10 protein-coding genes and 1 tRNA gene are annotated in these 14,893 nt (G+C 46.7%); 6 read left to right on the top strand and 5 right to left on the bottom strand.

Translation table 11 applies throughout. The features are described from left to right. Positions 1 to 23 precede the first annotated feature (23 nt). The 3 genes from ACU37H_RS09965 to ACU37H_RS09975 form a co-directional block, all read right to left on the bottom strand. Positions 24 to 2,756 carry an outer membrane beta-barrel protein gene (locus tag ACU37H_RS09965; RefSeq protein WP_472701669.1) on the bottom strand — a complete coding sequence of 911 codons (2,733 nt, stop codon included), beginning with the start codon at positions 2,754 to 2,756 and terminating at the stop codon, positions 24 to 26. A 192-nt stretch (positions 2,757 to 2,948) separates the two neighbouring features. After that, entirely contained in the window at positions 2,949 to 4,103 is a 1,155-nt protein-coding gene (gene chrA, locus ACU37H_RS09970; RefSeq protein ID WP_472701668.1) for a chromate efflux transporter, read from the bottom strand. 582 nt (positions 4,104 to 4,685) lie between these two features. Further along, positions 4,686 to 5,045 carry an SPW repeat domain-containing protein gene (locus ACU37H_RS09975; RefSeq protein ID WP_472701667.1) on the bottom strand — a complete coding sequence of 120 codons (360 nt, stop codon included), beginning with the start codon at positions 5,043 to 5,045 and terminating at the stop codon, positions 4,686 to 4,688. Between the two features lie 424 nt (positions 5,046 to 5,469). Here ACU37H_RS09975 and ACU37H_RS09980 point away from each other — a divergent pair, with 424 nt between their 5' ends. From ACU37H_RS09980 to ACU37H_RS09990, 3 genes are all read left to right on the top strand, one after another. After that, positions 5,470 to 6,000 carry a DUF4142 domain-containing protein gene (locus ACU37H_RS09980; RefSeq protein ID WP_472701666.1) on the top strand — a complete coding sequence of 177 codons (531 nt, stop codon included), beginning with the start codon at positions 5,470 to 5,472 and terminating at the stop codon, positions 5,998 to 6,000. Between the two features lie 26 nt (positions 6,001 to 6,026). Further along, positions 6,027 to 6,872, top strand: coding sequence for a cyanophycinase (locus ACU37H_RS09985; RefSeq protein ID WP_472701665.1), 846 nt, complete (start codon positions 6,027 to 6,029; stop codon positions 6,870 to 6,872). 139 nt (positions 6,873 to 7,011) lie between these two features. Then, positions 7,012 to 7,212: a CsbD family protein gene (locus ACU37H_RS09990; protein ID WP_472701664.1), complete on the top strand. Its 201-nt coding sequence runs from the start codon at positions 7,012 to 7,014 to the stop codon at positions 7,210 to 7,212. 472 nt (positions 7,213 to 7,684) lie between these two features. On the opposite strand, the gene ACU37H_RS09995 is transcribed toward ACU37H_RS09990, so the two are convergent. Together ACU37H_RS09995 and ACU37H_RS10000 are read right to left on the bottom strand one after the other, a co-directional pair. Continuing rightward, a tRNA-Ile gene (locus tag ACU37H_RS09995) sits at positions 7,685 to 7,758 on the bottom strand. 168 nt (positions 7,759 to 7,926) lie between these two features. Continuing rightward, positions 7,927 to 10,866 carry a serine hydrolase domain-containing protein gene (locus ACU37H_RS10000; protein ID WP_472701663.1) on the bottom strand — a complete coding sequence of 980 codons (2,940 nt, stop codon included), beginning with the start codon at positions 10,864 to 10,866 and terminating at the stop codon, positions 7,927 to 7,929. A gap of 483 nt (positions 10,867 to 11,349) precedes the next feature. Here ACU37H_RS10000 and mutL point away from each other — a divergent pair, with 483 nt between their 5' ends. The 3 genes from mutL to ACU37H_RS10015 all read left to right on the top strand — a co-directional run bounded on the left by mutL (position 11,350) and on the right by ACU37H_RS10015 (position 14,859). After that, the gene (mutL, locus tag ACU37H_RS10005; RefSeq protein ID WP_472701662.1) at positions 11,350 to 13,194 is read left to right on the top strand and encodes a DNA mismatch repair endonuclease MutL; all 1,845 of its coding nucleotides are present in this window, start codon (positions 11,350 to 11,352) and stop codon (positions 13,192 to 13,194) included. A 195-nt stretch (positions 13,195 to 13,389) separates the two neighbouring features. Beyond that, on the top strand, positions 13,390 to 14,169 hold the full coding sequence (locus tag ACU37H_RS10010; RefSeq protein ID WP_472701661.1) for an alpha/beta fold hydrolase: 780 nt from the start codon (positions 13,390 to 13,392) through the stop codon (positions 14,167 to 14,169). Positions 14,170 to 14,199: 30 nt separating this feature from the next. Next, positions 14,200 to 14,859: a CBS domain-containing protein gene (locus ACU37H_RS10015; protein ID WP_472701660.1), complete on the top strand. Its 660-nt coding sequence runs from the start codon at positions 14,200 to 14,202 to the stop codon at positions 14,857 to 14,859. Positions 14,860 to 14,893: the final 34 nt, after the last annotated feature.

Raw genomic sequence — 14,893 nt, forward strand, 5'->3', positions numbered from 1 at the left:
TGAAAGCGTATCATAGCTCTTATTTATTGCTTCAGGTTATTGAATTTTGTAAAGCTCCAGGTAGCACCGATCATGAAAAACCTCCTGATCGTGGTATACCGGTTCTCGGAAAAGAACGTGTTCGTCGCCGTTCTTGCGTATCCATTGTTCTGGTTTAAAATATCGTTGCAGGATATCTTCACGGTCAGCTGGTCATTTTTCAAGAAGTTCCTTCCGATCCATGCGTTCCATATCATGCGGTCAAAGTTGTCATTAAAGGCCTGCGTCTTTTGTTGCCATAAATAATTGGCATCGGTATGCAGTTGAAACTTCTTAAGAAAGTACACGTCTACAGAAGGATTCACCGTATAGAAAAAATAGTTGTTTTTCGCATCTGGCTGCAGCGACGAAGCATTAACGGTATAACCACCTTGCGCTACCAGGTAAATACTGTATTTCTTCATCTGGCTTTTAAAGGTCTCCAACGCCAGCGCATACGTATGGTAATCCAGCTTATTGACTTCATTGTTGATCGGGCTGTAAGTAGTACCACCATTGAAATTAGCTGACACACCGGTCTGCAGGTCAATACCCTTGATCTTTTTAGAGTAATACGTATTGAAATAATAATTGCTGTTATTATACCCCGGCATATTCACGTACTGATAAGTGTAGGTGCCTGACGGGCTCACCTGGATGGACTGTACGATTGGGTTGGATGTGATCGTATAACCCGCATTACCGCCATAATACACGCTGGTCAGGATCTTACTTTCATAAAAATATCCGTTGATATTATTGGTAAAACTGTTGCGCAAATCCAGGTTAGGGATAAACCGTACAACCTGCGTATTATTATAACTGAAAGGCAGGAGCTGCGTATACCCCGGGCTGTTGGCGGCTCCATTGTAATTGATGTTGATTGCCTTATAATTGCTGAATTTATAATTGAAGTTGGCATTAGGATTCAGGTTCGTAAAGCGCTTTTGCACATTGATATGGTTCAACCTGCTATCCAGATCCATATTGACCAACTTCACATTATTGCCTACTTTGACAACAAGCTTCTTGACGGTATAGTTGAGAGAAGCTCCGGCCTGGTTGCTGAAGATCGCTGTGTTCATGATAGTACTAAAAGACGAGTCAACACTGCCCGGCGACGCTGACAATAAATTGAAAGAGCGCTTGTCATCGTTCATGGCGTCATTATCAAAAGTATAGTTAACGATCAGCGAAAGGCGCGAAGACAGCGGTTCTGTGTAGTTGACATTTAAACTGGTGCTGCGCCAGTTGTCATTCATTTCCTTTCTCAGGTTCAGCGCCGTTGAACTGTCCAGATTGCTTTGTGCGTCGTAAAAATTACTCGTAAAACGGCTTTCACCTGAGGCGTTGTCGTCGGAAAAATTATTGGTAAGATAAAAAGAGAGCGTTCTTCCATACTTCTTCAATTTCTTTTCCCAGTTAACATTCAGGTCGTAAGTGTTAAGGTTGTAATCGTTAAAGCTATTGCTTTGATTATCGAGCAACAAAGATCTGTCGCCCCGGCGGTTCAACGTGCTGCTTACATTAGTCGTTTGAGTGTTGTGAAGCCGGCCATCTGCGTAGATGGTGAGCGTGCTCGTCGTGTCGAACTTGTGAATATACTTTGCGTTGGCGCGATGATCGGTATTCCTGTTATTGAAGCTCGCTTCCGTGTTGCTAAGGATCAGGCCGGTCGGAAGATTGTTTTGAGAGATCCTCGTCTCGTTGCCCGTCACGTCCAGGTTATTGAACTTATAATTTCCATTGATAGATGCTGTATCGCCTTTCCATTTTTTATCGTAATGCAGGCCCGCGGAGATCGACGTAGGCAAGCCTTTGCCGTCGTAGTTCTCATCGCCATCATCCCCGTCTCCGATCTTTTGCTTGTCAGCCGATCCCAGACCGATGCGCCCGATATTACTCGCGGTGGCAAAGGCAGACATTCTTCTCTTTCCTTTGAAAAAATTGGCGACGCCTTGCGCGTTGTACCGGTCATTGGTTCCCGCTCCTGCGTCTGCTTTGCCAAAAATACCGTGGTTCTTGTCCTCCTTGATCTTCAGGTTGATGGTCTTGTCGCGCACGCCGTCTTCGATTCCTGTAAATGCCGCCGCGTCAGACTTCTTGTCAAACACCTGCACTTTGTCGATCATATCCGCCCTCAGGTTGCGCGTCGCCAGCGTTGGATCATCACTAAAGAACTCTTCGCCGTCGACCAATACTTTTTTCACTTTCTGACCCTGCGCAGTGATATTCCCAAACTGGTCTACCTGCAGTCCGGGTAACTGTTTCAGAAGGTCCTCAACAGACGCATTGGGTTGCACCCTGAAACTGTCTGCCAGGTATTCGGTCGTATCGCCTTTGATCTTTATGGCTGCTACACGCGATTTAACGATTACCTCTTCGAGAAACTTCTCTCTTTGTATAAGAGATACTTTACCCATGTCAACAACGCCGCCTTTCCAGTCGTCCGGCGCGATGATATGCGCATAATCGACATAACGCGGATAACTGAAAAACAGAATATAATCGCCGTTGGCTGGCAGGTTGGTAAAAGAAAAGCGGCCATCTTTAGCCGCGCGGGTATCCTGCAGGATAAACGAATCCTTTGCCTGAAGCAATACCACCGAAGCATTGACCAGCGGCGCGTCGATGCTGCTATCGATCACATAACCGCTGATCGTGGCCTGCTGACTGTAAGACCGACCCAGGAATAACACAAAGCAAAGAAGATTCAGGAGTATACATTTTTTTCTCATATATAATTGGTATAGGCGGGGTTCATGCTTGACAGTATGTTTTCACACAGGTAAAGCGATCAATCCCGAAATCATTACATGGTTGCGTTTGTTTGTTGTAACCTGCTAATACGGACAGCCTCAAAAAAAGTTACAGCAGGATCGAAATTTATTTAAAACGTATATGACCCTTAGCAAAATCGGGTTGATTCATTATGACAAATGAATTAACAGATAGCCTGATATACTACCGAGCAATAAGATTAGCAAAGTGCTCACTTTCTTGAAAAACCAGCCAACTAACATACAACCTGCAAAAATAGCCGTTCCCTGCCATTGCCGGGTTGAAGTCGTGAGCAAATGAAATCCAACTACCGCTATGACCGAGATGGAGGCCGCACTGAGACCGTCCAGGAAGAAGCGCAGTCCGTTGCTTTTACGCGCTACCGTTACCAGTTTGTGCAGAAAGAGCGAGATAAAAAAAGAAGGAAGAAAGATCCCTATGGTCGCAAGCACGCCGCCCGCTGTGCCCCCGATAAGATAACCGGCAAAAGTGGCGCTCGACAGGATCGGGCCGGGCGTGATCTGCCCTACCGCGATGGAGTCCATTAATTGCTGGCGCGTCAGCCACTGGTTATTCCTGACAAGCGCTTCATCCATATAAGCGAATAACACATAACCGCTTCCATATAACACCGCCCCGATCTTCAGAAAAATGAAAAATAGTTTTTCATATGAAAAAGGAAGTTTGGCGGAAGGCAAGGCCGGCAGCCACAACAACCCGGTAATAGCCAATGACCTGTTCTTAAATTGATATACCAGGTAATAGATGATGCCCGCGCCCAGGATCAGCAAGACCTCATTGGCGCCATAAAGCGAGGCAAAGAACGTAATGATACATAGAGCAATCAGCAGCGGTTTGTTTTTTAAGGTCTTTTGCGACAGGCGCATCACCGTAATCACAATCAAAGCGGTGATGGCAGGACGAATACCGAAAATAAAATCCTGCACATCGGGCAAGGCGCTGTATCGCTTATAAAAAAAACCAAACAGCAGGCAGATCAGCATGGCGGGCAGAATATAACAGCATCCTGCTACCACCAAACCCACGCGCCCTCCCCGCTCCTTTCCGCAATGCATAACGACTTCCACCGCGTTAGGACCGGGGATGATGTAAGACGCACTCAATACGTCCATAAAATGCTGGTGGTCGATCCACTTTCTCCGGACTACCATCTCCTTCTCTATCGTGGCGACCATACCCGCGATACCACCAAACCCGGTGACGCCCAATTTCAGGCAGGATATTGCAATTTCCTTCAGGGGCTGATCTTTCTGTTCTGACTTTGTATGAAGCGGAGTTGACACGTAAGGAGTTTAAACAACTTGGCCAAAGGTAAGTGAAAGCAATATATCCGATTCAATCAGAGACGACACTAAACAGAGCAGCTGTTTTTAAAATCCGGTAAAGACAAGCAGGAGGAAAGGCTTCCTGAATTCAGATTCTTTAAGAGACAATACAACATCCTTCGGTTGATATTATTGCAATAAAAAGGCCTCCTGTAAAAACAAAAGGCCTCGTTTTAATCTCAAACTATCTAACAACAAAAATCTTTATCCCTGCTTTATCATCCCATGTGAATGGTTAATTCTTTCTGCAGCGCAGTTCTTTTTCTGACCAGCTCCGAACTGTTCATGTTACCCCCGCCTTGATCGGCAGGCAATAGGAAAATGTTTTTCTTCCGCGCATTCCCGCGGCGACTGAAAAGCGCTTTGACCTTTTTTGACAGGAATGAATAAACAGGAATCATAGACTATCGTTTGAATGATCAACTGGTAGGATTATGGAATACGCTTTGCATCTGCGTTTTATTTATCTGCAATATCTGAGTTAACGAAGCACTTGCCTCCTTGCGACTGTCTTGATATGTTGGATGATCATGCTGAAAATCAGATGCCCGTTTCCTGCCTGCGCGTGTTCTTTTTACTCAAGCTCACTACCAACAGCTCCATCAGTCCCACGATCATAAAGAACCAATACACATTGTTTTCTATGTCCAGTATCCATCGTGAAAACACCAGGAAGATCCCCGACAACAGGTCCAGCACCAGGTGAGCGCGGTAAGGCAGCAACGACCACAAAGAAAGTTCATAACGCGTGATAAGACTATACAGCAGCGTGGTACCACCCAACGCTACCGAAGCGATTGTTTCAATCTGCAATTCGGAGAAACCAAACAACCAGGGCGCAACGATCAACAGAAACCCGACCACGTAGTCGAGTAAGCCATGTATTCTTGTAGAAATCATAAAGGGATTTTTATTAAAGATTATTGTACATATATTAAGATTTATTGGAGCCGTTGGCTATCGCCTGTGTTCATACCGGTTTAACGGGCTAATGGTCTGCAAGCAATGATCACGGGTTGGCAACGGTACCATCAACATAAGGTGCTTTTCAGGACAGGGTTCAAAGCGGGTGCCACAAAGCCACTTTGGACATAACCCGCTAATTTCTAAATGCCCCCTCGCGGAGCCCGCAGGAAGCCGGGCGCCAGCCTGTAGACAAAGGGCCTAAATCTTCTACACTATGGGAAAAGAAATGCAGCCCTTTTCAGGGTGGACCAACCGTTGATGATTGGTTACCACTGATCGGCCTGTTGGCCGGCGGTCGGCACCATAATTGAAAACTTTCCCGCGACAGCATCACATTACACAATTAAAAAAAGAAACAATGAAAACATCATTATTTTTCCTGGGCTCCGTCCTTTTTTTCTTTTCCTTTTGCTCGAAAGACAGGGATGAACATCGGGACCTGTCTACGCAAGACACGACCTTTATGAACCACGCGACCTACATCAACCTGGGAGAGGTATCAGCTGGCCAGCTCGCATTGAATAAGGCAACGAACGCTGCAATTAAAGAATTTGGTCAGATGATGATCAATGATCACACTGCGGCGCAAAGCGACTTGTCCAACATCGCTGACCGGCTGAACTACGATCTGCCGCCGGACACGGACCAGGAACACAAAGCAAAAGCCGCCCAACTAATGGCGTTGAGCGGAAGGGCTTTCGATTCAACTTATATACACATGATGGTGGCAGGGCACGACAAAGCGATTGCGCTTCATGAACAGCAATCCAACCAGGGTTCTGATCAGAGTGTTACCGGGTATGCGAAAGCCAAATTGCCTGTGATACGGCACCATCGCATGATGGCCGACAGCCTAGCAAACGCACTGTTCCCCGTGACCGCGCCATAAGAAAATTATAGCGAAAAAGATTCGACATGAGAGAGAAAAATCCCAGAGGCAAATTGATTCCCATCGGGGGAAACGAAGCGAAGAAAGCGGGCGAAGGGAGGCATGCTCCCAATGATTCGTTTTTCGAAAATGGCGTTCTGGCCGAAGTATTGAAAGAGATCAAAGGAGATGATTCTCATATCGGGCTGATCACTACAGCCTCTTCGCATCCCGAGGAAAGTGCAGACACATACCTGCAAGCATTTAATCAACTTGGTTGCAGGAACATCGAAGTGATGCACCTCGATAAAAGGAATATGGATAGCCGTGCTCACCTGGACCTGTTGTCCCGCCTGGACGGCGTTTTCATGACGGGGGGAGACCCAAACAGGTTGAAAGAAAAAATGGAAGGCAGTCACTTCCTGAGGGTCATGAAACAACGATACCACGAGACCAACTTTGTAATCGCAGGAACAAGTGCGGGTGCGATGGCCATGTCTGAAGCCATGATCAGCGAAGGGACGGACAGCGAATCTCTTTTGAAAAGCATGGTTGATCTTAAACGAGGGTTTAAAATATTACCCAATGTGATCATCGATCCGCATTTCATGGTGCGGGGCCGTTTCGCGCGGCTGGTAGAAGCATTGCTGAAACATGAAGGAATGACGGCGATTGGCATTTGTGAGGATACTGCCTTGATCGTAACCGAAGGAAATATGCTGACGACGATCGGATCGGGCACCGTGCTGGTTATTGAAGGTTGTAATGTCAATGCCAGCAACTTTAAACGTGTAAGATCGGGCCAGGCGATCTACGTGGAAGGACTGCAGCTTCATGTGTTAGCCAAAGGTGCAAAATACCTGCTGAAAGAGCGGCTCTTTATCGCCGAGTGAGTAACAGGAGTCGATATAAAATTCAAAAGATGTGTTAAAGACGGAACGCCATCGGTAAGAGTGGTACAATATTGGCACTATAATGCAGTACAATACTTATTGTAGCAACTAATTTTTTAACCATCGAAAATATATCACTATGAGTACGTTTAATGACAAGGTGAAAGGCAATTGGAATACCGTAAAAGGCAACCTGAAACAGAAATGGGCACAATTAACAGATGACGATCTATTGTATGAAGAAGGAAAAGAAGATGAAGTCATTGGTCGCATCCAGAAAAAAACAGGCGAAACAAAAGAGAACGTCAATAAGTTTTTCGACGATTTGAAGTTCGATTAATAGTACGTGTAAGACACCATGGGAGCCATACCTGATTAACAGGTATGGCTTTTTTATTTTATCAGTTCAGCAATGAGGGCTAAACGAAAATGATGACCCCTGTAGAAACAGGGCTCGTTAAAAACCAAAACTAACTGTCGTTGTTTGCAAGTCTCTTCAGACCATTCGCTCAAAGATAGACAGAGCAACGGCCGGAATAGGAACGCCGAAAGATTCTAATCGGATTTTAATGGTGGGAATTAACATGGCCGAAGGAGGTATGCCGACAAGCCTGTCTGTTTTTAAACAAATTAAAGCTCAAGCCCGAAAGTGATTATCCTTTTTAAAATGTTGTATGATTTAAAGTATCAGGATTTGACTGAACGGCCCCGACTGCAGATGGTGAAAAGAAGTGGTGAAAGTTGGTATTATTTCGCACGTATCCAATAAAAAAAGCAGCTATGAAATTTTATTCACAACTGCTTGTCATTTGTGGTCCCACCTGGGCTCGAACCAGGGACCACCTGATTATGAGTCAGGTGCTCTAACCAACTGAGCTATAGGACCGGTGTCGTTGACCGACAAATATGTAAAGTAAGAACTGCCCGATTAAGGGAGAGCAAAAGTATAGAAAAAAAATAAATTTTACGGACTTTTCCGGAATCCGGATGCCGGACATTTTCAGATTTCTATGTTTTTTACCACATGCCTGAGAAAGTGATCCGCAAACATCCTTTAAATAACCGGCTCGCCCGGACATCCTAAAGCCCGGTAGATGGCATCCTGTATATTCTCCCGGATATGGTACAATCCCAGGCGGGGATTGTCGCGCGTGGGATACACCCGGTTGGAAAGAAAAATATATACAATATTATACTTGGGATCCACCCAGACACAGGTGCCCGTAAATCCGGTGTGGCCGTAAGTCTGCGGAGACGCTAATGAGCTCGGATAAGGGTTGGAGCGGGATGCGTTATCCCCGCCTGAAGCTCGGGCAGGTTTTTCCGGCTTGTCGAAACCGTAAGCCCGCCGGCTGATGGCGCTGCGATAGGCTGTAAAATCCTGTATGGTTTCCCATTTAAAAAAACGCCTGCCGTTCATCTCGCCGCCATTCAGCAGCATCTGGTAGAGTTTGCCCAGATCGTAGGCCGTTGAAAAAAGACCCGCATGTCCGGCCACGCCGCCGCCCAAGGCCGCTCCCTCATCATGTACCGTACCCTGTATCAGCTGGCTCCTGAAGCCATATTCTCTTTCTGTTGGCACCATCGCTTCGACAGGAAACCGATCCAGCGGGCGATAGCCGGCAGTGGGCATATGCAAGGGCAGGTAAAAACTGTCTCTCACATATTCCTCTAATGGCTTCCCCGAAATGCGTTCTACGATTTGTCCGAGAAACCAGAAATCATTATCACTGTAAACATATTTTCTGCCCTGCGGTACAACCGGGCTTTCGAGGATTCTCTTCCAGATGGTATCTTTCCAGTCATTTCTCAGGTACAGCCCGTTAGCTACCTGCGTGGTAAAGCCAGGTTCGGAGTAAGCGCGGTACAGCTCCGGCCGCGGGCGGCCTTCGGGATCAAGTGTTTCCCTATAAAAAGCGATAAAGGGCACCATGCCCGCCTGATGCAGGATAATATTCTCCAGGGTCAGGTTGGCCTTGTTAGTCCCCCTGGTAAAAGGCAGGTAATCCGATAATTTTTTTTTTAGATTGACCTTCCCCTGCTCCACCATTTTCATAATGGAGACGGTGACGGCGGAAGTCTTGGTGACTGAAGCCAGATCAAAAATGCTGTGCAGCGACATAGCCTGTGAGCTGTCATACTCGTAATTGCCAAAGGCCTTGTGATAAACGATCTTACCGTCTTTAGCGGCTAGTATAACACAACCGGGATAGGCTTTTTTTTTAATGCCGTCAAGCGCAATGGAATCCACTGCCGTGAAGCGCTCGTCACCGATAGGCTCTAACGCAGCCAAACCCGACGCGGCTACTACCTTACCATCGCCTGCCTTGAAATTGCAGACACTTACAGGCAGCGTTCCGGATGCAGAAAAATCTCCCCTGAGCCAGTCAGCCGCCACGTTCTGGAATACTGCATCATCTTCATAACAAACGGCCAGCGATTTGGCCTGGCAGAAATTGCTTAGCGTTAAAGGATTGCCGAAGACAAGCGTGATCGCGTTGGTTTTGTTGAGCGCATACCAGGTTTGAATGGCCGTGCGGGAGATCCCATAATTGGTGCTTCCTTTGCGGATGCCGATATCGTGGAAGCCGATGATCACATCGTCATATTTACCTTCCTCGATCGCTTTCACCACGGCCCCGCCCCTGCTGGCAGGATCGGAATATTTTATATTAAATACGGCGGCGCCAAAATCATCCCTCAACCGGTCTCCCAAAGGCTGCGAAGCGCCGTTTCCAAAACTTACATACGCTACTTTACGTTCTTTTTTCAGCGGCCAGGTAAAGTATTCATTTCTGAAGGTGGAGGGATTGGCCAGCTTCACCAATGTCAGCGCACCTTTCGCCACTTCGCTACGGATATCGTTGGTTCGCGCATTCAATTCAGCCAGCAGATTGTCCGTAGGTACCGGCTGCAACTGGGTCAGGCCCAGGTTATACTTGGCTAACAAGACTTTTTTGGTCTTGAGCTCAATATCTTTCCACGTAAGGCGTCCTTTCTTGATGGCATCTTTCACCGCTTTAATAGTACCGGGAACGCTTTCGGGCAGGCAGAGCATGTCATTGCCTGCGATCAGCGCTTCCGCCGCGATGGTGCCACCGGGAAAGTATTTCGCAACGCCTTTCATTTCCAGCGCATCGGTAAAGGTCAGCCCGTTAAAACCGAGGTCTTTCCTGAGCAGGCCATCCACCGCGTTTTTGGAGATTGAAGTGGCCCGGTTCTTTCCGTTATCGATGGATGGAACCGACAAGTGCCCCACCATCACACTTTGAACGCCCGCTTTGATCAACTCGCGGAAGGGATAGAGTTCCAGGTCCTCCAGTTGCGTGCGTGTTTTATTGATCACCGGCAAGTCGAGGTGTGAATCTACCGCCACATCTCCATGACCGGGAAAATGTTTGGCTGTGGCCATAATGCCCGCATCCTGCATCCCTTTCATAAAAGCAATACCATGTTTGGCGACCCGATATTTATCTTCTCCGAACGACCGGAAGCCGATCACCGGGTTATCCGGATTGTTATTGATGTCCACTACCGGCGCATAATCTACATGTACGCCCAGGCGTTTATGCTGTTCGCCGATGGCCTGCCCGGTTTTATAGATCACGGCTTCGTCCGAAACGGCGCCGAGGGTCATGGCATAAGGATATTTGGTAACGCTGTCCAGGCGCATGCCTAATCCGTACTCGCCGTCGATCGTAATCAAAATAGGGGTCTTGGCAAAGCTTTGATAATAGTTGGTCAGCTGCGCCTGCCGCACCGGCCCGCCTTGGAAAAAGCAGATTGAGCCTACGTTATACTTTTTGATATCGTTCAATACGTTGGATTCTACTCCCTTGTTTGAATAAGCGCGGATGATGATCAATTGTGCAATACGCTCATCAGGACTCAGTTTTTTGTACGTTTTTTCTACCCATTGCTGGGCTCCGGAATTTTGTGCCTGGGCGAAAAAGCCCGCCAATGAGCACAATAGCGAGAAGTAGATTTTTTTCATTCGTAATCTATATTATGATAATGTTTTGTTGTTGAAACTGATCACCGCCCAAATTCATGCCACGGTGAACCAGATTGAAGATCGTTTTCTTTACGACATCAGTTGTATGTTGTGCATCCATTCCCGACGCTGATGATACGGTGTAAAGAGAACTGCCGGATCCGGAAATGCACCGGATTCAATAAAAATAAAGAGAATCGGGAGAATAAGGACCAATAGTTCCTATAAGATTTTCATTTTCTTACCGGATACGCAGATAGCGCCAACTTTTCTGACTTTAAATCATGACAGGTGTTATTTCTTTGTCTCTTAGAAGCTCGGCCCCTGGTTTGATGCTGTTCTTTAAATACGTGCATCTAAAAAATACTTCCCAACATCTGAGGTTTCAGATCTCATAGATGCCGCCGGGTCAGCGCTGTGTAAGCGCATTTTCCTAATCTCTATTTTCATCGTACCTTTGCCCGTTCAAAAAAATTAAAAGCATTGCCGGATAAAATAGTTTTACTGCCAGACAATATTGCGAACCAGATCGCGGCAGGCGAGGTGATACAACGCCCAGCCAGCGCGGTAAAGGAGCTGTTGGAAAACGCAGTAGATGCGGGAGCCACAGAGATCAGACTGATTATCGTCGACGCGGGCAAAACATTGTTGCAGGTAATCGACAACGGCAGTGGTATGAGCGAAACCGACGCCCGCATGTGCTTTGAGCGGCATGCGACGTCCAAGATCAAAGAGATCGGCGACCTGTTCCACATCAAGACGATGGGGTTCAGGGGAGAAGCGCTGGCTTCTATCGCAGCCGTTGCGCAGGTGGAACTTAAAACGAAACGGGCAGAAGATGAGGCCGGCTCTTTGCTGGAAATAGAGAACAGCACCGTCATCCGGCAAGAGCCGGTGGCCGTGCCTGATGGCACAAGCATCGCGATGAAGAACCTGTTTTTCAACATCCCGGCAAGGCGCAACTTCTTAAAGAGCAACGCCGCAGAGATGCGCCATATTGTTGATGAGTTCACCCGCGTGGCCATGTCTTTCCCGGACATCTTATTCACGCTTACCTCGAACGGGCAGGAGTTGTTTCACCTGGAAAAAGGCACACTGAAACAGCGGGTGGTGCAGTTGCTGGGCAACAACTACAATGCTAAAATGGTGGCGGTCAAGGAAGAGACGGACTACATGAATATCTATGGCTTTACCGGCAAACCGGAAACTGCCAAGAAGACCCGGGGCGACCAGTATTTCTTTGTGAATAATCGCTTTATCCGAAGTGCTTACCTGAATCATGCGTTGATGAGCGCCTACCAGGAAATGATCCCTGCGGACAGTTTCCCGATGTACGTGCTTTTTATAGAAATAGATCCGGAGCAGATCGACGTGAACGTGCATCCCACCAAGCAGGAGATCAAATTTGAGGATGAAAAGATCGTGTATGCTTTTGTTCAGGCCGCGGTGAAACATGCACTGGCCCAGTTCAGCATTACACCTACGCTGGACTTTGATCTCGACGTGTCGATACAGCAATTGCCGTCGGTATCGAAACCATTTACGACTGCTCAACAGGAGGAAACAGCCGCTTCACCGCTGTATCGCGGTTTTACACAGAAGCACCAGGCTCATTTTATTGAACGCCCTTCTTCCTCCGAGCTGAAACACTGGAAAGAGTTTTACGAACCGGTTAAAAAGGAGGAGGCGCTGTTTGAGTATGAAAAGGCGCCGCCGCAGATCTTCTCCGCCCGCAAAAGCAATTCGGGCTTCACGATAGACGAGCATACCGATCTCGCCCAGGTACTGAATACTTATATTCTTTACCCGACAGAAAACAGTTTTTTGCTAATCAACCAGCAGGCAGCGCACGAGCGGGTGTTGTATGACCAGATGACGCAAGCCGTTAACGGCGTGCCTATTGCCACTCAAAGCAATATGTTTCCGCCCACGCTGGAACTTTCGCCTGCTGATGCGGTGTTGTTGACAGAATTGTTGCCTTATTTTAAGGTGCTCGGCTTCCTGATCGAACCTTTCGGTAATCATACTTTTCTGATACAGGGAACGCCGGCAGACCTGGAGAGCGGCAATGAAAAACAGATCATAGATTTTACCATCGAGCAGTACAAGCATTTCAACGCTGATATCAAGATATCGAGCCGGGAAAAACTGGTGCGGTCGCTGGCGCGCCAGAGGGCGATCAAAACGGGCACACGGCTTACGGAGCGGGAAATGCGCCAGCTTCTGACAGACCTGTTTAACTGCGAACCTTTCAATATTGCCCCCGATGGCAATCCTACTTACCTGGAATTCAAACAGGAACAGATCGAGCGTATGTTTGGCAAGTGATTCGTAAATTACCTCTAAATTTTAATGGATTTTTGGTTAAGAAAAATCTTTGATGTAATTTTTCGTTCCACCGTTGTGTAATTGACAATTTAAAATTTATAGAACGGTTTATCAGAAAAAATTAAAATATAACTGCTAATTATGGGGTCGATTTAGTAAAATCAATATATTAGCGGCGATAATATAAGTTTAGTAATGCAGTACGAGATAAAGCAACACGATAAATTTAGCTACATCGAAGAGGGTGAAGGAGAGCCACTCGTGTTGTTGCATGGGTTATTTGGAGCTTTGAGTAACTTCAAGCCGCTGATCGATTATTTTAAACAGTACAACAAAGTAATTGTACCCATGTTGCCTTTGCTGGACATGGATATATTACATACGAGTGTCAGCGGGTTAGCCAAATACCTGCACCGTTTCATTGAACTGCGCGACTATAAGAACATACACCTGCTGGGCAACTCGCTGGGTGGTCATGTAGGGTTGGTATACTTGCTAAAGAATGAGAGCAACCGGGTTAAAACGGTGACGCTGACAGGCAGTTCCGGCTTATTTGAAAGCGCAATGGGAGATAGTTATCCAAAGCGCGGCGACCGGGAATACATCCGCAAGAAAACAGAATATACTTTTTATGATCCTGCTATGGCAACGGACGAGCTGGTGGAAGAAGTGTTTTCTATCACCAACAATCGCCTGAAGGTGATCAAGATCATCGCGTTGGCCAAGAGTGCCATCAGAAACAACCTGGAAAAAGAATTACAAGAAATAAAGATTCCTGCGCTTTTGATTTGGGGTAAGAATGATAATATCACACCACCATTTGTCGCGGAAGAGTTTCACAAACTGCTTTCCAACAGCGAATTACATTTTATCGACAAATGCGGTCATGCGCCCATGATGGAGGTTCCCGAAGAATTCAATAAAATTTTGTTCAATTTCTTAAAAAAACATTCCGCTATTGCAACAGAAGCCTGAAGATGGGAGTCTTACTATAAATAAGGCATTATGTTAGTCATTAATTTACCCTTCGAGAACCTTCCCCAGATAAAACTGTCGGACAAGGTGTATTCTGTGCTGCGCCTGATGTACGACTATCACGTTCAGGAGCTGGCGGTGACCGATATGGGTGAATTCAGGGGAATTATAAAAGAAGAAACGCTGCTCAATGCGGATGAGCACTTACCGGTTAAAGAACTGCAGCATTATCTTTTAAAAGTTTCAGTGGGCGCCGGCGATCATTTGCTGAAAGCAGTGTCACTAGCCGTGGCGTCGCACCTTACCATCCTCCCTGTGGTGGATACAGACAATAAACTGACGGGCGTTATAGAGACCAAACACCTATTACAGGATATCGCTGATTTCCTGGAGCTGAACGAGCCGGGCGCATTGATCGTCCTGGAAGTAGACCTGCTGCAATACTCATTTTCAGAAATTGGCCGGATTGTTGAAAGCAATGATGCGCAGCTTACACAGCTGAACACATCCAAAAACATGGAAACGGGTAAAATGCAGGTAACACTCAAATTAAACAAACTGGAAGTCTCAGATATCGTAGCCACTTTCCAGCGCTACGAATACCACGTGAAGTATTACTTCGGTGAAGAGCTGTATACTAATGAGCTCAAAAGCAATTATGAAAATCTGATGAGCTATTTGAATGTTTAACCTTCCATGCCGTACACGGCGTATGCAGACTCCT

This window comes from Niabella sp. ZPM-14 (assembly GCF_055693045.2).